Annotated in this window: 24 protein-coding genes and 1 pseudogene; 6 read left to right on the top strand and 19 right to left on the bottom strand. The window is 47.7% G+C overall.

The annotated features are described in order from the left end of the window. Window positions 1-13: 13 nt before the first annotated feature. The 14 genes from QTO06_RS21375 to QTO06_RS21310 all read right to left on the bottom strand — a co-directional run bounded on the left by QTO06_RS21375 (window position 14) and on the right by QTO06_RS21310 (window position 10,992). Complete coding sequence (locus QTO06_RS21375) at window positions 14-871, bottom strand: hypothetical protein (protein WP_024700473.1); 858 nt, start codon at window positions 869-871, stop codon at window positions 14-16. Between the two features lie 16 nt (window positions 872-887). Next, window positions 888-2,144, bottom strand: a complete 1,257-nt coding sequence (locus QTO06_RS21370; protein WP_024700472.1) for a TrbI/VirB10 family protein — start codon at window positions 2,142-2,144, stop codon at window positions 888-890. After that, window positions 2,137-2,559 (bottom strand): hypothetical protein, encoded by a 423-nt coding sequence (locus tag QTO06_RS21365; RefSeq protein ID WP_024700471.1) that lies wholly within the window; start codon window positions 2,557-2,559, stop codon window positions 2,137-2,139. Before QTO06_RS21365 ends, QTO06_RS21370 begins: the two co-directional genes overlap by 8 nt. After that, a complete protein-coding gene (gene trbG / locus QTO06_RS21360) occupies window positions 2,559-3,431 on the bottom strand; it encodes a P-type conjugative transfer protein TrbG (RefSeq protein ID WP_024700470.1) in 873 nt (290 codons plus the stop codon). Before trbG ends, QTO06_RS21365 begins: the two co-directional genes overlap by 1 nt. An 8-nt stretch (window positions 3,432-3,439) precedes the next feature. Next, window positions 3,440-4,114: a VirB8/TrbF family protein gene (locus tag QTO06_RS21355; RefSeq protein ID WP_017449286.1), complete on the bottom strand. Its 675-nt coding sequence runs from the start codon at window positions 4,112-4,114 to the stop codon at window positions 3,440-3,442. 9 nt (window positions 4,115-4,123) lie between these two features. Next, on the bottom strand, window positions 4,124-4,321 hold the full coding sequence (locus tag QTO06_RS21350; RefSeq protein WP_023623311.1) for a hypothetical protein: 198 nt from the start codon (window positions 4,319-4,321) through the stop codon (window positions 4,124-4,126). Between the two features lie 10 nt (window positions 4,322-4,331). Further along, the gene (gene trbL, locus QTO06_RS21345; protein WP_024700469.1) at window positions 4,332-5,648 is read right to left on the bottom strand and encodes a P-type conjugative transfer protein TrbL; all 1,317 of its coding nucleotides are present in this window, start codon (window positions 5,646-5,648) and stop codon (window positions 4,332-4,334) included. Then, complete coding sequence (gene trbB / locus QTO06_RS21340) at window positions 5,645-6,592, bottom strand: P-type conjugative transfer ATPase TrbB (RefSeq protein ID WP_024700468.1); 948 nt, start codon at window positions 6,590-6,592, stop codon at window positions 5,645-5,647. Before trbB ends, trbL begins: the two co-directional genes overlap by 4 nt. 10 nt (window positions 6,593-6,602) lie before the next feature. Continuing rightward, window positions 6,603-7,361: a P-type conjugative transfer protein TrbJ gene (gene trbJ, locus QTO06_RS21335; protein ID WP_024700467.1), complete on the bottom strand. Its 759-nt coding sequence runs from the start codon at window positions 7,359-7,361 to the stop codon at window positions 6,603-6,605. Further along, complete coding sequence (locus QTO06_RS21330; RefSeq protein WP_024700466.1) at window positions 7,358-9,772, bottom strand: TraG/VirB4 family ATPase; 2,415 nt, start codon at window positions 9,770-9,772, stop codon at window positions 7,358-7,360. Before QTO06_RS21330 ends, trbJ begins: the two co-directional genes overlap by 4 nt. Window positions 9,773-9,812: 40 nt before the next feature. Then, window positions 9,813-10,127 (bottom strand): conjugal transfer protein TrbD, encoded by a 315-nt coding sequence (gene trbD / locus QTO06_RS21325; RefSeq protein ID WP_017449280.1) that lies wholly within the window; start codon window positions 10,125-10,127, stop codon window positions 9,813-9,815. Window positions 10,128-10,137: 10 nt separating this feature from the next. Further along, window positions 10,138-10,467: a TrbC/VirB2 family protein gene (locus QTO06_RS21320; protein WP_017449279.1), complete on the bottom strand. Its 330-nt coding sequence runs from the start codon at window positions 10,465-10,467 to the stop codon at window positions 10,138-10,140. Window positions 10,468-10,517: 50 nt separating this feature from the next. Continuing rightward, window positions 10,518-10,670: a hypothetical protein gene (locus QTO06_RS21315; protein WP_153641527.1), complete on the bottom strand. Its 153-nt coding sequence runs from the start codon at window positions 10,668-10,670 to the stop codon at window positions 10,518-10,520. A 130-nt stretch (window positions 10,671-10,800) separates the two neighbouring features. After that, complete coding sequence (locus QTO06_RS21310) at window positions 10,801-10,992, bottom strand: hypothetical protein (RefSeq protein WP_139309237.1); 192 nt, start codon at window positions 10,990-10,992, stop codon at window positions 10,801-10,803. Between the two features lie 355 nt (window positions 10,993-11,347). On the opposite strand from QTO06_RS21310, the gene QTO06_RS21305 reads away from it, so the two are divergent. Further along, window positions 11,348-11,572, top strand: a complete 225-nt coding sequence (locus tag QTO06_RS21305) for a helix-turn-helix domain-containing protein (protein WP_023625098.1) — start codon at window positions 11,348-11,350, stop codon at window positions 11,570-11,572. Between the two features lie 54 nt (window positions 11,573-11,626). On the opposite strand, the gene QTO06_RS21300 is transcribed toward QTO06_RS21305, so the two are convergent. Together QTO06_RS21300 and QTO06_RS21295 are read right to left on the bottom strand one after the other, a co-directional pair. Beyond that, a complete protein-coding gene (locus QTO06_RS21300) occupies window positions 11,627-11,809 on the bottom strand; it encodes a hypothetical protein (protein WP_024700464.1) in 183 nt (60 codons plus the stop codon). 129 nt (window positions 11,810-11,938) lie between these two features. Then, window positions 11,939-12,199: a sigma factor-like helix-turn-helix DNA-binding protein gene (locus QTO06_RS21295; RefSeq protein WP_074531757.1), complete on the bottom strand. Its 261-nt coding sequence runs from the start codon at window positions 12,197-12,199 to the stop codon at window positions 11,939-11,941. Between the two features lie 465 nt (window positions 12,200-12,664). Here QTO06_RS21295 and QTO06_RS21290 point away from each other — a divergent pair, with 465 nt between their 5' ends. Next, window positions 12,665-13,717 (top strand): hypothetical protein, encoded by a 1,053-nt coding sequence (locus QTO06_RS21290; protein ID WP_024699801.1) that lies wholly within the window; start codon window positions 12,665-12,667, stop codon window positions 13,715-13,717. Window positions 13,718-14,449: 732 nt separating this feature from the next. On the opposite strand, the gene QTO06_RS21285 is transcribed toward QTO06_RS21290, so the two are convergent. Both QTO06_RS21285 and QTO06_RS21280 read right to left on the bottom strand, forming a co-directional pair. Continuing rightward, window positions 14,450-14,872: a type II toxin-antitoxin system HicB family antitoxin gene (locus QTO06_RS21285; RefSeq protein WP_024699800.1), complete on the bottom strand. Its 423-nt coding sequence runs from the start codon at window positions 14,870-14,872 to the stop codon at window positions 14,450-14,452. A 21-nt stretch (window positions 14,873-14,893) separates the two neighbouring features. Further along, window positions 14,894-15,076 (bottom strand): type II toxin-antitoxin system HicA family toxin, encoded by a 183-nt coding sequence (locus tag QTO06_RS21280; protein ID WP_024699799.1) that lies wholly within the window; start codon window positions 15,074-15,076, stop codon window positions 14,894-14,896. Between the two features lie 167 nt (window positions 15,077-15,243). Here QTO06_RS21280 and QTO06_RS21275 point away from each other — a divergent pair, with 167 nt between their 5' ends. From QTO06_RS21275 to QTO06_RS21260, 4 genes are all read left to right on the top strand, one after another. Continuing rightward, window positions 15,244-16,008, top strand: coding sequence for a ParA family protein (locus QTO06_RS21275; protein WP_031420234.1), 765 nt, complete (start codon window positions 15,244-15,246; stop codon window positions 16,006-16,008). 16 nt (window positions 16,009-16,024) lie between these two features. Next, window positions 16,025-16,345 carry a hypothetical protein gene (locus QTO06_RS21270; protein WP_024699797.1) on the top strand — a complete coding sequence of 107 codons (321 nt, stop codon included), beginning with the start codon at window positions 16,025-16,027 and terminating at the stop codon, window positions 16,343-16,345. A 95-nt stretch (window positions 16,346-16,440) separates the two neighbouring features. Further along, a complete protein-coding gene (locus QTO06_RS21265) occupies window positions 16,441-16,635 on the top strand; it encodes a hypothetical protein (protein ID WP_024699796.1) in 195 nt (64 codons plus the stop codon). Window positions 16,636-16,652: 17 nt separating this feature from the next. Then, window positions 16,653-16,859, top strand: coding sequence for a hypothetical protein (locus QTO06_RS21260; RefSeq protein WP_031420235.1), 207 nt, complete (start codon window positions 16,653-16,655; stop codon window positions 16,857-16,859). 151 nt (window positions 16,860-17,010) lie between these two features. On the opposite strand, the pseudogene QTO06_RS21255 reads toward QTO06_RS21260, so the two are convergent. Continuing rightward, a pseudogene (locus QTO06_RS21255) lies at window positions 17,011-17,340 on the bottom strand (Tn3 family transposase); the annotation flags it as partial. Window positions 17,341-17,488: the final 148 nt, after the last annotated feature.

The following is a 17,488-nucleotide window of genomic DNA, read 5'->3' as shown; positions in this document are numbered from 1 at the left end:
GTGTTGAGCTTCATTATTCTTTCTCTCTAATAAACACACTGCGCGAACTGGGGATAAGCTGCGCTTGCACGGGGTAGCCCTCAAGGACGGTATCGAGCGCTAAATCAAACGCGCCGCGGGGAGTGACGATGCCGTATTCACTCATCAGCGGATAATCGTCATCGCTCATCCAAGACGGTCGAGCCCCGTCGTTATGCCATTGCCAACCGTAGACGTGGGCTAAATTCGCCACCGCTTCTTTTAAGCTGGCGCCGTGTACCCACTGCACATCAGGCATGGTGTTTAAGGTGTGGATGGCGGCAATGCCGCGCTGGACATCAAAACGCAGTGGTATGCCCAATGCTTTGCCGAGTTCGTGAATGGACACGGCAAGGCTACCGGTGAAGTTTTTGTTGCGCTCGATAGGCTCTAGCAACTTGGCTTGCTGCTCATCGCTGAGGCCGTACGCCACTTTAGTGATGTGCGCTTTATCTAGCCAACGCTGGAGTGCGCGATAGGGCGCTTCGCCCGCGGCGACAAAAAACGTTGTGGCGCCACTCGTCGTTTTATTTGTGTCACCAGAAGGCGCGCTCGCACTCGACGGTAAGGGCGCCAGCACTTGAGATTGAGGTTCGCCCGTTGGAATGTTCGGTCCCACTTTGCGCAGTTCGATGCGCTTTAGAGGCATCTTGCCACGCTCTACCGCTTGAGGCTGCGGGGCAGAGACTTGCCCAACGTCTACGTAGCCTTGTTGCAGCTCAGGGGGCGAGCTTGGCAGTGGCGCTTTGATGCCAGTGATAAACAGTTGATCATCATTAAGCTGTCCCGAAGGCGCGGCCCAACACGCAGACGTGATGAGCCCGCCCAAAACAGCGAGGGTGAAGGTTTTCATAAAGGTTCCTGATTAACTAACGAATGGAAGAGTAAGGCGGCAAGATGACGTCTTGGCTCACCATAATGTAAAACTGCTCAGCGTTATCGATTTCGATGGTTGGCTGAATGTTCATGTTTTTGCGAATGAGCATGTTGCCCGTCTCGGCGTATTGCTGCGTGACGCCATCAGCAACGGACTCACCTGTGGATCGCGAATCGTCGTCACCGTCGCTGACCGCGGCCTGGCTTATCCCTGAAATACCGCCGAGCAAGGTGGCTTGACCGAAGAGGCGCCAATAATGGTTATTGATGTCACCAGTGAGGCCATTCATGCCAGTCACGTCCATGCTCGCCATGTTGCCAATGTTGAGCTTGCTGCCATCGGGGAAATTGACCCGAGACCAAGTGACGGGCAAACGGCGCTGACCATAGGCGACGCGCGCGTCATAGGTGCCGTAAAGCTGCGTGCCTTGCGGTATCAATATCGCCGCGCCCGTGGCGCTGTCGTAAACGTTCTGACTCACTTGAGCAATCACATTGCCTGGAATGTCCGAGTTCATCGCGCTGATGAGCGTCGCCGGAATGAGGGTGCCGACGGTGAGCTCATATTCACTGGCGGGCAGCTCACGCCGCGCGTTGAGATAACCGGCTTGATTGGCCTTGGCCAGAAACGCTTCCTTACTGGCTTGGCTGGCACCCGTGGTGTCTAAGGTGCTGGCGGTTAACTCTCCAGCAGTGCTATTGCTCTGCTCGTAAGATGCTTGGTCTGGGTTGCTCAATGCCGCTTTGGCTTGAGCGAGGCGTTGCTCCGCATCCCGTAGTTCATCACTGTCCGATTGCTTTGAGCTGGATGACGAACGTAAAGATGCCTCATCGATGCGCACGTTCATCCCTGAGTAAATCGCCTCATTAAGCAACTTCTGTTTCGCTTCGAGTTGCGCGATACGTTGCTTTTGTTGCGCGGCCATCTCTGGCGTTACGGTTGGCACGCTAGGGGTAACGTTGCCAGTTGGAATGGGCGTTGGCACCACCGCTTTCGGGGCGGGGGTATTGGGCTTTTGCGCCAATACCGAATCGAGCGCCGCTTGCTTGGTGGTCATGGACGTATTGATTTCCGTGGGCGTTGGCGCGCTCACTTTATCTTTATTGCGCTGGCCTTTTTGCATGATGACGCCAACCACGATGATGGTCATCAATACCCCCAATCCAATGACGGTCCACTTCACGCCCTTTTTGATGTGAACCGACTCGACGCCGGACAACGGATTGAGCTTGAGGGTGAAGTTACTCATATTCCACCCCGTAAGCCCGGGTTTTCAGTGGAATAAGCAGGTTATTACTGAGCACCCAGATTCGTGACAGTTTGCGGCCATCGCTGAGTTTGGCGGAGACAAAGAATTGCCTTGGGTTGAGTTGTTCCACGCGGTAGTTCAGGCTGAGGTAATCCATCTCATTGCCTTGTGCCACCCCAATGCCTTCTAAGCGCAGTTCTTCAATGAGCGTTTTAGCAAACGTACTGCCATCGTTATTGAGGTTAATGATGGTACGCGCGCCATCGGACTGGCGAAGGAATGAGGCAATGTCTTGACTGATGGCGTGCATCTCATTGGGCGTGAGCGTCACGTCATTGTAGTTGCCGTATTGATCGGGCTCGTAGCTGGCGCAGCCATTGAGCATCATCACCAACAAAATGAAAAAAACTCTCATTACCCCTCCTTACGCTTAATGAGGACGGTTTGTTGATGTTTGCCCGCGCCGAGTAACAACGCGATTTGCTCAGGTAAGCCATCAACCACAAATTTCCCGTTGCGATAACGGTAGTTGATGAGCTCCCGCTGTCCGGCGTTAATGACCAAGAGTGACGGCAGTTTGCCCGTCGCGACGCTGCGCGGCATCTCTAAAATGGTTTTGACGCTGTTGTTGTAGACGCGAACCGGCGTAAAGCGCGTGTTGCCTTCAATGTCGTAGTCAAAATCCAGGTCATCGATGTTCAAACCATCGGCGATTTCCTTTGAGTGTTGCTCGGTTTGTTGGCGCTCATACATCGAATCCATCGCGATTTGCAGCGTTTCAGGGTAATCAAAGCGCACAATCGGCATCCAGTCGTTGTGCTTCGCTGTCAGCTTAATGAGGTACGAGCGGCGATTGGTGGCAATTTGCAGCGTGGTTTCGATGTTGACGTCGGTGGGTTTTACCAAAATGTGCGTGACGGCGTCACTGCCTTGACCGGATACGGTTGGGGTAAACCCCCAACGCACGGTGTCCCCTGCGTTTAAGCCGTTTTTGCTGATTTGCTCTCCTGGCTCTAATTGAATGTCACAGGTTTTGAGCGGCGCACACACCACGCTTGGTAGGGATTGACCAAAAAAGTAAGTGATCGCCCCATCGGGGGAACGAATGGGTTTATCGGTGCCGTTTATCCAGCGTTTGGCGATGTCGAGTCCGGCTTGCTCACTTGCCGTTAAGGCTTGGGGCATTTCAATCAATGAACTGCCAGTGATAGGAGGCACGGGCGCGGCCATGACGCCGCTGGTCAAGACAATGCCCACCCATAAAGAGAGTGGCTTTACTACGTTCATGAGCGTCCTCAGTTAATTTGTACGTCGTTGAAGGTGGCAATCCAAAGGCCAAGCGGGTTTTGGTTCATCTCCGCTTTGTTTTTGGGTTGGACGGTTTGGGTGGTGATGGTGGCTTTAAAGCGTGGCGTATCGAGTACGTTGCCTTGACGGTCGGTGATGGTTTCGATCCACTCCATTTGCCAGGTGTTGTCTGACAGTGGCAAGGTGCTCTTGATGTCGACTTTGACCAACTCCCGCGCGGCGCGCTCAAACGGGTTTTCTTCTTTGAACGCCTGTGAGATTTGCGTTTGCGCAGGGGAGTTGGGAACGAGTCTTGCGTAGGCGCGGCGCACCGCTTTGTCTTCGACTTCCACGTCCAGATAGACGCTGCGAATATCTTCCACAAAGCGCTCTAAATCGTTCACTTTGAGCGCTTCCAGTTGTGAGGTCGGCAGCTTTTGAACGCTGGCCACGCCCACCACTTCTTCGCCGTTTTTCACGCCAATGACATAAGGCTCAATTTTGGATTGGGCGCCGATGTATCCGGTGCTGCCTACGGCAATCGCGGCGATAAACATCGAAAAAAAAGCGCACATTTTCCAATCGTGCGCCTGTTTCACTACGCTGCCTAAGCGTTCGTCCCACTCTTCGCGGGCGCGTTGATACAAGATGGAGTAGTCCGATGGACTCTCAGGATTAGACATATTGTCACCTTATGATAAGTGGTCGTAAGCTTCTGATAGCGCGTCAATCAAAACCTTCAATGCGTCTTTATTGGGGCAACACACATTACCGGTTTGATGTTCGCTGCTGTAGATTTCAATGACGGGCATGGCCTCGTCTTCACCATCAATTACGCTTAACCAGTTTCCGGGTGTTTCGTCACAATTAATTTTGGTGGTCTTATACATGTAGGTTCCTCTACGGTTTTTTGTAACCACGAGTCTGCTGTCTTTGCTGCTGCAAGCGAGCTTTGAGCGCATCGTGATTGGAGGTGGGTTTTACGCCTTGGGTGGCTTGTTTGATGGCGTCGCCATGAGAGATGGCAGAAGTGGCGTCCCCTTGCTTCATCGCCTTCATCATCTGTTGATGGCCGTTTTTCGGCACAGAGCGGCTATTACTCATCTCTTTGAAAGCGCGCCCGACCGGACTTTGTGAGGCCATGGCACTGAGCGCCGCCTTACCAAGTTTACCTGAGCCTTTGGTTATCGCTTTGGCGCCCGCGGCGGCGCCTTTGAACGCGGGCGAGGATTTGGCTAACTGGTCAATGCCGCTCGCCACTTTTTTGCCAGGTGAGGTTTTTCCTGCCAGTTGCGCCGCTTTGCCCATTCCGCCTTTTGCCAGCGAGGCGGCGGCCATGCCAATACCCGCCATTGCGCCCAACAACCCCGCGGCACTGCCCACTGCGCCTGCGGTATTAAACACAAAGCGCCCCGTGGTGAGGCTGGATGCCATGGCGGGCACCGTGTTGACTAGGGCGTAGTAAATCACCGACATCACCACCATCATCAGATAATCCGCAGAGCCTGCTCCTGGGTTGTTAATAAAGCTCAAGAACGTCTCATTACCGATGATGACTAAAAGCTGCATGATGAAGATTTGCACTGACATGCCGAGCACGGTGGTGAAGTAGTTCATACCGTGGTCTCGTGTCCATTCACTGCCGAGAAAGCCCATCACAATCACCCCGCCATTGAGGATGATGTACGAACCAACCAGCAAAATGGTCAACTGCGCCGCAATCAGCGCCAATACAATGAGCACAATCAAACCGCACAGACCAATGATGATAAATTGCCCCATATCAAAGCCCGAACTGGACTCCCACACTCGGTGTGCCAGCGTCAGACCTAACTCAACAATGTTCGAGGGCGAGAGTTTGTCGTCACTACCCGAAAGGCGTGAAGCAACCTCTTGCATCGAATTGAGCACGGTCCACGCCAGCGGCGAGGCATTGACGACCAAAAACCAACAAAAGCCTACGGTCATCACCCGCTCAAACAACTCCGCAATAAAGTGCTCCAGTCCTTTTTGATGCAGCCATAATTTGATGGCCGACCAGGTAAAACTGGCAATCACCAACAACCAAAACAGGTTGGTTACCGCGTCGGTAATGATGGGCTCCCAAGTGGCGGTAATGGCGTTGAATTTAGCGAGGATGGTGTCGAGGGCGTTATTGTTGTCAGCAGCAAGGGCGGGATGGCTTAGAAGCGCGAGGAGGATCAGCCCTTTTTTCATGGTGCCTCCCAAATGGTGGCGGTGTCGTAACCGGTATCAGAGAGGCCGTTCACCTGTATCACCTCTTTAATGACGCGTTTGCCCTCTGGCGTTCGCGCCATAAACACCACCGCATGGATGCCACTGGCGATGAGCGCGCGATTGGGTGTGGCGGTCGCTTCACTGACGCATTGCTCCAGTCTATCGAGCCCTTGTCTCGCTGAATCGGCATGAATGGTGGCGATGCCGCCAGGATGGCCCGTGTTCCACGCTTTAAGTAAATCCAGCGCTTCACCGCCGCGCACTTCTCCCACCATGATGCGGTCGGGGCGATAACGCAGTGTGGTGCGAAGCAAGGTGCGCATGGAAACGTTCGCTGTGTCATTGGTGCGCTTAATCACATGGTTAGGCGCGCTGCATTGCAACTCGTTGGTGTCTTCAATGATGACCATACGCTCGTCCGGTGCCACCATGGAGATTTGATGCAACAGGGCATTGCCGAAGGTGGTTTTTCCTGAGCCAGTGCCCCCCGCGACCAGGATGTTGCGTTTATCAACAATCAACTGACGTAATACATTAGCGGCTTCTTTGCTTAACGTTCCTGCCTTAATGTAGTCATCAAAGGTAAACACGCGCGTGGCCTTTTTACGAATGACAAAGCTAGGGTTTTCCACCAAAGGCGGTATAAGCCCCTCAAAGCGGCTGCCATCAAGAGGCAGTTCACACTCCAAAATTGGCTGCGTGGCCGTGACCGTCTGACGATGATAGTCACTGACGGCATTAAGAATGCGCGTTGCATCCTCGGGCGTGACCTCGCCCACGTGCGTCATCGCTTCCCCTTGACGCTCAATCCATAACTTACCGTCAGGGTTGAGCATGATTTCAGTTAAATTAGGGTCTTCTAAATAATCAAGTAACCCCGCTTGTAAAAAATGATGGCGAATGCCTTGCAAGGCTCGGTTCATCGCGACCTCCTTACCATTTCATGCTGGGATGTTGCCACTCTTGTGACCAATCTTTGCCATCGGTTGGGTCCACATTGAGCGGTTGAGTGAGCATCTTCTCTTCGGCAACGCGCTGGCGCTCTACCGTATCGGCGTCCGCGGCCATTTGCGTGGCGCTCATTTGGATTTGCGTTTGCATCAGGGTTTGCAATTTCTGGAGCTGCTGCGCCAGTTGCGCGAGCAATTCCGCGTTCGCCTGAGCGATTTCCATTGCACCATCGGCGCCTTGCACATGCGACTGAATGGACGCGACCGTTTGATGGTCATCGACCTGGTATTGACTCATTTGCTGCGCCAGTGCCAGTGAGCTTTGCGCCGTATCTCGCAGGGCATTGCCCTGCTGCTGATACGTGGCGACTGAGTTCATGTCGCTAATCGATTGGCCCTGATAGGCTTCGGTGCCGCCAAACAACTGCTCAAATTGCTGATTCATGTTGGCCATCGCAAAAGATATCGACTGACCGCGTGATGCAATGGTGTTGAGGTTGCGCAACTGTGACTGAATGTCACCCCATTCCATGTTCTTCAAGTTTTTGAGGTTTTGAACTTGGTATTGCACGTTCTTGACCGAGTTGAGCGTTTGCTGCACCTCTTCGACGTAACTTTGTGCTTGGTTGAGGTTGGAGGTCATCATTTGGGTGAAACTGGCGCAGTTGACACAAAACAGTGCCGATGAATCAAATGAGACCAATACACTGCACAAGGTCAGTGCGCTTAACGTTCGTTTCATTCGTCGTCCTCCAGGATGTGCTGTTGTTTCAGATAGGGCAGATACCAGTTTTCGCCATGCTCACTGACCAATTGACGGATGGTGTTCACACTCTCTTTGTCGGATGCGCCAACAAACGCCAGTGCCAGCTTATCCAAAGACAAGTCCACCAAGCGACTCCCCGTGGGTTGGTGGACGTAGTAGTCGCGTTTGCGCACGGCGTTTTTGAGCAGGTCGATTTGTTTGTCATTGAGACCAAACTGGTGATAGGTCTTGGCAAACTGCCCTGCCTTGGGATTGGGTAAGAAAATTTGCGTTGGGCACGACTCCATCAACACATCCAAAATGCCCGATTTGATGGCTTCGTTGAGCGCTTGAGTGGCGAGCAACACCAGGCAATTGAGTTTGCGCAGCTCTTTAAGCCATTCCACTAACATGTCTTTAAATACCGGATGTTTGAGGGCAATCCACCCTTCATCAATCAAGATAAAAGACGGGTTGCCATCAAGTTGCCGTTCAATGGTGCGAAACAGATACGACAGGACCGGTACCAAATCACGGTCGCCGCGCTTCATCAGTTGGTCAATTTCAAACACGGTAAAATCGGCAAACGTGAGTGAACTGCTTTCGGCATCCAGTAAGTCCCCTGCGCGGCCATTGATGGTGTAATACCCCACGGCGGTTTTGATGCGTTGGTCTTGCACTTGCGCGCAGAACTCGGTCATTGATAAGCGAGACGAGCCGCGCATGTCACTGAGCGCTTTAAAAATGCTTTCCCGCATCTCGGGGGTGACGGTTTCTCCTTGCAGCACCAAAAGCTGCTCAATGTACTCGCAGCACCATTCAAAATCGCTGTCCAAATCCGCCAGTGGCGCAAAGGCGGGGGCTTCTCGTGAGCCAACCGAACCAATATCTAGGTGCAAACCGCCAAGCTGACTCATGGCGAACATCGAGTACTTTTTATCAAAGGCAAACACCCGAGCATTGGGGTAGCGGTGCATCTGCGCGACCAGCATGGCCAATAAGGTTGATTTCCCCGCCCCTGTTGGACCAAAGATTAAGGTATGCCCCACATCGTCTACATGCAGGTTGAGCCGAAACGGTGTGTTCCCTGTGGCGGTGCACATCATCATCGGTGGGGAAGCTACTGGATAAAATGGACAAGGGCAGTACGCCTCTCCGGTCCAAATGCTGGCAATGGGCAGCAGATGGCACAGATTCAACGTGCTCAGCAGTGGGCGGCGAATGTTGTATAACGAGTCGCTGGGCAAAGTGCCGAGTAACGCCTCGGTGGCGTTGAGGCTTTCTACGCGGCACGTCAAGCCTAGGGTGTTATTGAGTACGCTGACGACAAACTCAGTGACTTCTTGCAACACTTCTCTATCAACATGACGCAGCACAAACGTTGAGGTGTACTGACCATAGTTAAGACGCCCCGCGGACACTTCGTTTTGGGCCGCTTGGTATTGGGTGACCATCTCCAGCGCGTCTTCATCCACTTTTGGGTCTGGATTTTTTAACAGCTTGTCGCGAAATGAGGTGACTTTTTGGTCCCAATTCTTGCGCTCTTTATCGAGCAATTGATGCGCTTCGCGACTGTCAAAGAAGATAAAACGTGTGCTCCAGCGAAACTCCACGTTCATCAAACTTAAGTGATGCAGCATGTTGGGGTGACTGAAATCGGGGAAGCCATCAATACTGATAACGCTCGTGTACTGCTCGCCAATTTTGGGCTGAAAGCCAGGCCAACATTCCACGCTGCCTAATAAGCTGTCTAGCGGCAACGGAGTACAAGCCGCCGACACGGGATACCATTGTCCGGTCAAGGAATAGCGTAAATACGACAACAGCTCATCAAACGGTTGGCCGTCGCGTTCAACCAACTTTAAGCGCGTGATGGAAGAAAACACATTGGCGAAACTTTTTTCCAGTTCAGACATGCGCTCTTTAAACAGCGCCAGGTTGCGCTGCGCTAAGCTCACGCGTTTGGTGTCGCCGTGGTCAAAAAGCAAATCGGTGACTTTGGATAAACGCTTAGTGGTTGGGCGCCAAGTGATAAACAGCACCGAGCGGGTCGCAAACTTGTCGCCTTGCGACTCAAAGAACAGTCGTCTGGAATCGTCCATCATTTGCATCACGGGGTGGGGAAACGCCGAAGACTCAACGTCGGGATAGGAGTCAGCAATTTCGCGGATGGTGTCCACATGGAGCATGTAGCCAGAACCCAGCGAGGACAACGTTTGGTTGAGACGGGCGGTCATGGCGTTGCGCTCTAGATTGGTGGCGGTGTCCACGTCCATGCCCGTAAAGCGCCACCCTGCGGTAAAGGAGCCATCCTTACCGAGCATGACGCCGTCATCGACTAAGGCTGCCCAATTGAGTAAATCGGGGAGCCCCTTGGCCGTGTCGCGGTACGATTTAAGGGATAACATAGTAAAACCCTATTCATAGAAGCAAAAAAAAGCGCTCGGGTTAGCGAGCGCGAAGAGAGTGAGACGGTTTGTGTAGATACTTGACGCCAGCGGCGGGGTAATAACGCTGAAACTTCGCGTAGCGGCGATACACCGGACGTAACTGCGCGTCGTTTTTGGCCATGAGTCTTGTGATGAGCAACATCACCAAAAATAGCACCACACCGATAACCGCGGTGTAAATGTTTTGCAGAACCACCAACACCAGGGCAAGACATCCCGCGCCCATGACTAAAAAGCGGTCACCGCCCATGAAGAGGTTGGCGCGGTTGAACGGATAAATCGGCGTAAACTGCAATTCATCATCGTCATCCATCCTTGCCTCCTTACACCACTAGGGCGCCAGAGACGCCAAAGAGCATCGTCAATAGGTTAACGGCGCCAACGATAACCGCGACAACCAAACCTATCATCATGAGAGTGCGTACAAACCCATCCATCTCGCCACCGAAGATCAAGCCCACACTGGCCGCGACAATGCCGAGGGCAGACGCACCAAAAGCGACGGGGCCGGTGATCGAATCCACAATGCGCTCTAAGGGGGATTCCCAAGGAAGGCCGGTACTCGATGCATTGGCAGCAAACGAACACAACCCGACCGAGACACCTAATAGTAGGTGCTCGCCGGAGCGCTTAAGTTTTTGAATCAAAGACATAACAGTTCTCCAAATAGAAATAACGCAGCACTCTTAAAAAAAGTGCTGCGTTATTGCGTGATAAGTTTGGCGTCGAGAAAAGGATTGAGCCCTAGGGCACGCAGTTCTTGCATGATTTCGAGTTGGCGACGGGCGTGGGCTTGCCGCTTAGCGTGCTCAGCTTCTTTTTTGCTGAGGTTTTTGATTCGGCCATTGGCTTTCATTAGGTATTCCTCTTTTCTGAAAACAAAAAAGCCCCATTGGTGTGACCCAATGGGGCTGCTTAAATAAGCAAGGTGTAATGATCGGCTTTAGAGATCCGGCTGTGCTCTCTGCTGAGAAAGCACAAGCGGATCACTGCTGCGGGAACAGCGAAGATAATAGCGTATTGAGCGTGTCGTCGTCGGGAGATTGAAGCCCCATCGTTTTGACGGGCGTCATGTCCCGTGAGCTGGATGTCGCGCGCTCGGTTTTGGTTCTTAATGCTCTCGCACAGAGCTTGTGATTTTTATGCTTTGCTTTAAAGCAACGAACTTTAGCTGTCATGAATATTGCTCTTCATTTAACCGTTGATAAAAGCCTGCACGTTGAGTTGTTCCGGCTTATGAACAACGCCCAGCCTCCGCCGCTTTGCGGATGGGTGTGATTGAAGAGCATTTTTTCCGCAGCAATGATGCTACGTGGCCTCTTCGTCGGCCGTTCTAACGTCCGTATCATGTCGTCATCTCGACGAGCGCGATAGCGGCGAACGGTCTGCCTTGGCGCGAATTGTTAAAGAACAAGAGCATAGTAAAAATTTTTGTCCTAAAGGTCAAATTATTGATTTGTCCTTTGTTTGCAAAGATAACTAGAGTCTGAGATGTAGAACTATGTTGTGGGAATGAAATCAAATGGGACACTTATGCAAAGTGAAGTTGGAACAGCAAGTATTGTTGTTGGGAAAAAAATTAAGGAGGCTAGAAAGAAAAAAAAGCTTACAATAGAAGACTTAGCAAGTAAGTCAGGATTGTCCGTCGCACATTTATCCCGTTTAGAAAATGGCCGTAAAAGTCCGACAATTACAACATTGGAAAAAATCGCTTTAGCCTTGGACGTACCTATCGTCTACTTTTTTAGTGTTCTATAAACTTTTTTTTTGACCTTTAGTTTAAAATTAATATTCGCGCTTTCTATCATCTATTTAGAAAAAATCTAATATGGTTACTTTTAAGTATTGAGAAATTTTATCAAGATCATCTACTGTCAAATTACGTTTTGTATTGGGTATTTTGACTGCGTCAAATACATCTTTTTTCTTAAAACCTTTGTAATGGCATAACATTGTTATATTGCGTTGTAGTTTTTGGTTTGTACGTGCTGTCATGATGCTTTCCTTCTACTCAGTTGTAGCAAAGTAGCATTAAATAAAACCCAAAAAAAATTCTAGGTTGCATACATCGAGTATGCAACTAGTGTGATCTTTGATGGGTTTTTAATAAAAATTTTAATAACACTATTGTTCGCAGTTAATGTTTTGTAAGATTTTTCTTATCAAAAGACGCTCTACATCGTCAATTTTATTTAAGCTCTTTAAATGTGATCTAGCTCGAAATACATTATCTCTAACACTTGAAGGTGAAATGTTTAAAATAGATGCAGTGCGTTTTCTTCCGTAAAAATAAAATAATAATAGAGACATCGATTGACGTTCTCCTAATTCTGGTAATAGTATTTGAGTGATGACTTTTATATCATCTATTATAGTGTCTTCCATTAATAAGGCTTCTTATGAAGTTTCTATTTTGACTTATAGTTTAAATTGGAAGCTCTGATTCTTTGTATGAGTACTTGATTTTTATTAATATGTTCTTTAGAATTAACATAGTTTTTGATGTTGAGTGCATTACATAAAGCACTGCTACATAGAGTTCTCTATGTAGTGTATTTTTCAAAGACTAGAGTGTGTCAGACCGCTAATCTGACTAGATAGCATTCGCAAACGAGCCGTCTTCCCATCAGTAGACGGCTTTTTCGTGTTTAAAATTTAAGCAGTTGATCTTTTTGATCTTTTTCTATAAAGTCATGGGATATTGGCTTGGCTTAGCAACCAAACCTCCCCAAAATCTGATGGAATCTAACATGGCTTTATTTAATATTTTTCACCGTTGGTGTATACCGCATCCTTGCATATCCGCTTTGACTTTCGTTTGGAAAGTGTCTAGTGATATGAGGGTGTGGCATGTCCCAGCGTAATCCTCGTCATCGTAGCGCCGAATTTGCGCATCATACCACGTACCAAGAATCGTTAGAGTCTCGATTATGTCGTTTGCATATCCGAGTGCTGTGTCTTGGAAAATTGCCAGACAAATATCTTGCGGTGCTTGAAAAGTTCAACAAGTACAATCGTGATGAGTCTCGTTTAAAAGCCAAAGAGCGCGATGATCTTGAAGTGATCCAATCTTACCTTGAAGAGTATGGTTTACCCCAACGGAAAAAAAATGGTAAGCCGATGAAATGGATCACTTACTTTCAAATGCGAATACTACTCGCCTTCTGTGATTTTATTGACGATCCTCGTCGTTGCCACCAAGGGCGTTTGATGGGACTACATCAATGCAAAAGTGGTATGAAGACGTTGCAAGCCAAACAACGTCTTGCCATTGTGCAAGTTGTCACAGCTATGTTTTGTACGATGAATGTTGATGGTTATCGTATTGGCCGCTACGCAGATAAAAGCAAAAATGAGCAACCTATTCTCGATGAGAACGGTAATGAGCTGCTACGTGGCGTGACGCATTACGAGTTACGCGGTTTGTTCACTCAAATCTGGCGACAACCTATCTCAAAGACAAAGTATACCGATGTTGTAAAAATGCTTAAGCTTTCAGGATTTTTGGAAGTTGAGTCTTGCTATTTAGCTCAACCAGAAGCGGCTGTACTTCGTGAGGAGCTGCGAGAGCAAGGTGCTAATGACGAAGCTATTGAAGCGATCCCTTCCATCAAATCTCAAGCTGCGTACAAGTGGTTCACTCATCAATTTATTGAGATCTTCGGTATTCATTTTCAAGACAAAATGAAAGAATCATTGGCTCAAGCGAAAGAGTCGATGATAGCGAAGAGGTTATCAAATATCTACGCGACATACAGCCCATTCTCTGATGGTTTCTGGACGAAGAAGCGAAAAGAATATCTGTGGCGTCTCAATCAATTACGCTATCCGCAGGGACGGCCACCGGACATTAATCCTTATGGGGATGATGTGTTGCCCGAACTGGTGACATCCTGGCATTAATCCCCCATTCTTTTGTTGCATAAGCCGCTTTGTTGCGGCTTTTGGTGTTGGCACTTTACGTAGCTATGAGGTAACTCCCCCCTCAATAAGATAAAGTTTGTCCCCTCTCCTTTCTTTTAGCTCAATAATTCCCCACTATTTTGGCCGTTCTACTCTGTAATCAGTATTGTTTTGTGAATATACAGTCAGTTGTGGATAAGCCTGTCCATATCATTTTAATTTAGACCATAGCATCGGAGATATAGTTTAAGGCGGGATTCTTTAAGAGTTAATTACTAACGTAATTAACCACTTATATTAGAAATATATAAATATATTTACTTGTTAAGTAGCGCCGCTTCGCTGTGCACAAAAAGTACCTCCCATCAAAAGCCATCACGTTCAATCCCCTTAAACAGCCTAAGTGAAAGGCTTTTGACGGGCCCCAAGACCTTCACCACCGTAGCACAGCGATAAACTCCGCATACTCTTCATTTTCAGTGCCTCTTAGGGCGCAAGCGCCCGGGCTTAGCAGGAGGAAGGGCAATTTTCGTACCGGAACCACTGTGAATCAAAAAAAGCTTCTGAGCACTCGGATAGGACGCTTCTTACTCACTGCGTGAGCGCGTTCTAGTATTCGTCGCACAGCTCCTCATGAAATTAATAGTTACAACGTCACATTGTACAAATAAAAAAATGGCGAAATGTCATTAACACTTCGCCATTATGTTTGGAACTATTGTACTTTAACCATCACAGCTCATTTCTGGCTGCGATAGCTAAGAAATGACTTCGATCTCGATAGAGATCACTATTCTCTACTTTACGGTCGATCACAGCTAGTAGTGATTCTGGTAGAGAAATATTGACTCTTTGGCTTTTACCACTGTATTTGCTTACGTCAATTTCTATTTGTAACCAAACATCACAAAAACTGTAGCTTTGATCTTCTTTATAAATCAATGCTCCCTGGTCTTCTAGTCCTAACACATCAAAACCATCGGCAAGCATTTCTTCTAAAATGCTTTCTATCGCTTCTGCTGAATGTGCCGCTATCTCTTTACTGCTATCTGATGCGCTATAGCAGGAATAATGCTCATTACAAAGAGCTGGAACGACGATCCCGTAAGAGGAATCTTTATCTTTTGGTGTTTCTACACCCAATGTAAACCACATCGTTACCTCCAAGTGCGCGGGCTAGATGCCCGCGTCTTTTTTGATAGAACGTACTGTGCCTATTGGTAAGGAGCCTTTCGGGTGTGGTACAGGAAATTTCTTTCCAGTTATTGGAGATCTCCAGATCTGGTGACTTCCTTTCCCATGCCTTACAAACTCACATCCTGCGGCGAGCAGTTCATCTATTAGGTCTTTAGATTTCATATTACCTCCGACCTAACAAATATTATACACACGAGTGTGTATAGTGCAATTATTTCAACTACAGTGGGATGTATTTAGCTGTATTACATGTGTAATACATATTTTGGTGTTGACGTTGTTCTTGGTGGGTGTTATTGTGTATTACATATGTAATACATGGAGTCATTATGAAAGTTATTGGTGTAGCTAATCAAAAAGGTGGAGTAGGTAAAACAACAACCCTTGTTAATCTAGCGTCAGAACTGGCTAGAAAAAATAAGGTGTTAGTCATGGATCTAGACCCACAAGGTAATTGTTCTAAAACTCTCACAGGGCTAAGAGAGTTTGATTTTAATGTCACTGTTGCTGCTATGTTTGATAAGCCTAAAGTTGTGTCTATTATCGATCTTATTCGTCCAACTTGCGTTGGCGATACTGTTATTGAAAATCTAGATATTGTTCCCGCTGATTTTCAACTCTCAAGGGTTATAGAAACTTCACTAACAAAAATTAATCGTGAACGTATATTGGAAAAACAGCTCGCAAAACTAAATGATGTTTATGATTACGTGCTCCTTGATACCCCTCCAAATTTATCGTTAACAACTCTCAATGCAATCCAAGCATCGAATCTCATCTTGATCCCTGTAGATTCTGGGGCATTCTCTCTGGATGGTATTAATCCTTTGCTTGAAGCTGTTTCAGAAATTAAGGATGAAGACGCTAATTATTTTATATTGAGAAATGAAGTTGATGTTCGTAACACGGTTATCAATGAATTTATTGATGAAGAGTTGGACACTGTCCAAGACAAACTTTTGCCATTCGCTATACGACGCTCAGAGCATGTTGGTCAAGCCAATGCGGTATCATCCCCTGTTCGTTTCTATAAGCAAGGTTCGTTAGTTAACAATGACTATCGAAAGCTAGCAAGCTTCATTATTGATATGTAATACATAGGTAATACAGGTGAGTAAACTTCGAAAAAAAGGCGCGTCAACGTCAATATCATTGAAAACTGACAATAAGACTAAGATTGATGGTGGTATCACTACCGTTAAGAAAAAAGTGACTACGTCATATAAAGTCCCCCCTTTGACATTGAGAGTATCTTTAGCTGATAAGAAAGCTATTGGGGACTGGGTTGATGAAGTAGATTTGTTAACTACTCATAAATCATCAGCAGCTAAGCTATATCGGGCACTAGTTGAATATAAAAACAATCTATCAGAAGAAGAGGTTGTTGAGCTAAATCATCAATTAGCTATGGTAATTGATAAAATGCCATGAAATATGTATTACACATGTAATACATATAAGAGCCTCTCAGCTAGGTCGGCAAACTTGCGCTGAGAGGCAAACACCTCAAAATATAGGAAATTAAGATGCAAGTGAATTGTAGCATTAACCACACCCTAAACGAAATCATCAGTGATGATGAGCTGCGTGTCCTCGTTCGTATGATGGACAACGGATTTTTTGGCGCTCACCAACGCTCCTTTGTTGGATCATTCGTGAGTCGTAAATCTATCGAGAACTATCTCAACGCTCACACATCAAATACTACAGAGTTAAATTGATGATGAGAGAGCAACGTATGAATCCCCACCACTGGCAAAGTCAGATTGAAGATATTGCAGATCGAGCGAGTAAGGACAGTGGCACATCGTATGACGAATACATTCGATTGTTTACGCAGTATTTTGATCGAGCGTTTAAACGACGGCCAAGTATGGCCGTTCGTATCGCTTGTGATTTTGGTTACTCTCCAGAGCTAGCGAGAAAAGAGGACATTTCTAAATAGGGCTTACATCTGTGGGGTAGATTATGCCTATTACGTTAAATAGCTAAATTTAGGGTGATTTTTGCTGGCTCCATTCTCTGATTGCTACAGAATGGCAAAAATCACCCGTCTTCTATATGGGGTCCGCTTGGAAAACGGAAAATATCCTACGTTAAGGCTTCTTGTACGACTTTAAATCCACAGGCCTTAATGACCTAAATCTTTTCGGTGATAACTTGGTATTGGTGCGCCATATGTAATCACCACTGAGGTTAATATGTTCCCAACCAAGTGGCGATAGGTGAGCAATCAGATCTCCATCCGCTTCGATACCTTTTCGTTTAAGGGCCTCTATAGCTCTTTCTATATACACCGTATTCCATAATGTAATTGCTGCTGTAAGTAGAGTCAGTCCACTTGCTCGATAGCTTTGATTCTCAAGTCTTCGATCTCTTATTTCCCCAAGCCGATGCATAAAAACAGCTCTAGCAAGAGCATTACGGGGTTTGAGGTCCAACGGAACGAAAGTGTACGTTTAGAGGGTTAAGTTATTGATAAGACGTAATTTATCTTTCTCATATCGACTCAATATTTATCACTATTATTAAGGTTTAAAGGTCTTAACTCTCCTTTCTCTAAGTCTTCTGGCA

Source organism: Vibrio sp. M260121 (assembly GCF_036533715.1).
Taxonomy (GTDB): Bacteria; Pseudomonadota; Gammaproteobacteria; order Enterobacterales; family Vibrionaceae; genus Vibrio.
This window is presented reverse-complemented; position numbering and strand designations above follow the sequence as displayed.

Excerpts from the sequence above, each read along its gene's own strand:
- trbB (WP_024700468.1), bottom strand. The coding sequence starts at position 6,592 with ATGAACCGAGCCTTGCAAGGCATTCGCCATCATTTTTTACAAGCGGGG.
- trbG (WP_024700470.1), bottom strand. The coding sequence starts at position 3,431 with ATGAACGTAGTAAAGCCACTCTCTTTATGGGTGGGCATTGTCTTGACC.
- QTO06_RS21315 (WP_153641527.1), bottom strand. The coding sequence starts at position 10,670 with ATGAAAGCCAATGGCCGAATCAAAAACCTCAGCAAAAAAGAAGCTGAG.
- QTO06_RS21265 (WP_024699796.1), top strand. The coding sequence starts at position 16,441 with ATGCAAGTGAATTGTAGCATTAACCACACCCTAAACGAAATCATCAGT.
- QTO06_RS21295 (WP_074531757.1), bottom strand. The coding sequence starts at position 12,199 with ATGGAAGACACTATAATAGATGATATAAAAGTCATCACTCAAATACTA.
- QTO06_RS21290 (WP_024699801.1), top strand. The coding sequence starts at position 12,665 with ATGTCCCAGCGTAATCCTCGTCATCGTAGCGCCGAATTTGCGCATCAT.
- QTO06_RS21355 (WP_017449286.1), bottom strand. The coding sequence starts at position 4,114 with ATGTCTAATCCTGAGAGTCCATCGGACTACTCCATCTTGTATCAACGC.
- QTO06_RS21330 (WP_024700466.1), bottom strand. The coding sequence starts at position 9,772 with ATGTTATCCCTTAAATCGTACCGCGACACGGCCAAGGGGCTCCCCGAT.
- trbD (WP_017449280.1), bottom strand. The coding sequence starts at position 10,127 with ATGGATGACGATGATGAATTGCAGTTTACGCCGATTTATCCGTTCAAC.
- QTO06_RS21365 (WP_024700471.1), bottom strand. The coding sequence starts at position 2,559 with ATGAGAGTTTTTTTCATTTTGTTGGTGATGATGCTCAATGGCTGCGCC.
- QTO06_RS21375 (WP_024700473.1), bottom strand. The coding sequence starts at position 871 with ATGAAAACCTTCACCCTCGCTGTTTTGGGCGGGCTCATCACGTCTGCG.
- QTO06_RS21300 (WP_024700464.1), bottom strand. The coding sequence starts at position 11,809 with ATGACAGCACGTACAAACCAAAAACTACAACGCAATATAACAATGTTA.
- trbL (WP_024700469.1), bottom strand. The coding sequence starts at position 5,648 with ATGAAAAAAGGGCTGATCCTCCTCGCGCTTCTAAGCCATCCCGCCCTT.
- QTO06_RS21280 (WP_024699799.1), bottom strand. The coding sequence starts at position 15,076 with ATGAAATCTAAAGACCTAATAGATGAACTGCTCGCCGCAGGATGTGAG.
- QTO06_RS21310 (WP_139309237.1), bottom strand. The coding sequence starts at position 10,992 with ATGACAGCTAAAGTTCGTTGCTTTAAAGCAAAGCATAAAAATCACAAG.
- QTO06_RS21275 (WP_031420234.1), top strand. The coding sequence starts at position 15,244 with ATGAAAGTTATTGGTGTAGCTAATCAAAAAGGTGGAGTAGGTAAAACA.
- QTO06_RS21260 (WP_031420235.1), top strand. The coding sequence starts at position 16,653 with ATGAATCCCCACCACTGGCAAAGTCAGATTGAAGATATTGCAGATCGA.
- QTO06_RS21305 (WP_023625098.1), top strand. The coding sequence starts at position 11,348 with ATGCAAAGTGAAGTTGGAACAGCAAGTATTGTTGTTGGGAAAAAAATT.
- QTO06_RS21285 (WP_024699800.1), bottom strand. The coding sequence starts at position 14,872 with ATGTGGTTTACATTGGGTGTAGAAACACCAAAAGATAAAGATTCCTCT.
- trbJ (WP_024700467.1), bottom strand. The coding sequence starts at position 7,361 with ATGAAACGAACGTTAAGCGCACTGACCTTGTGCAGTGTATTGGTCTCA.
- QTO06_RS21320 (WP_017449279.1), bottom strand. The coding sequence starts at position 10,467 with ATGTCTTTGATTCAAAAACTTAAGCGCTCCGGCGAGCACCTACTATTA.
- QTO06_RS21350 (WP_023623311.1), bottom strand. The coding sequence starts at position 4,321 with ATGTATAAGACCACCAAAATTAATTGTGACGAAACACCCGGAAACTGG.
- QTO06_RS21370 (WP_024700472.1), bottom strand. The coding sequence starts at position 2,144 with ATGAGTAACTTCACCCTCAAGCTCAATCCGTTGTCCGGCGTCGAGTCG.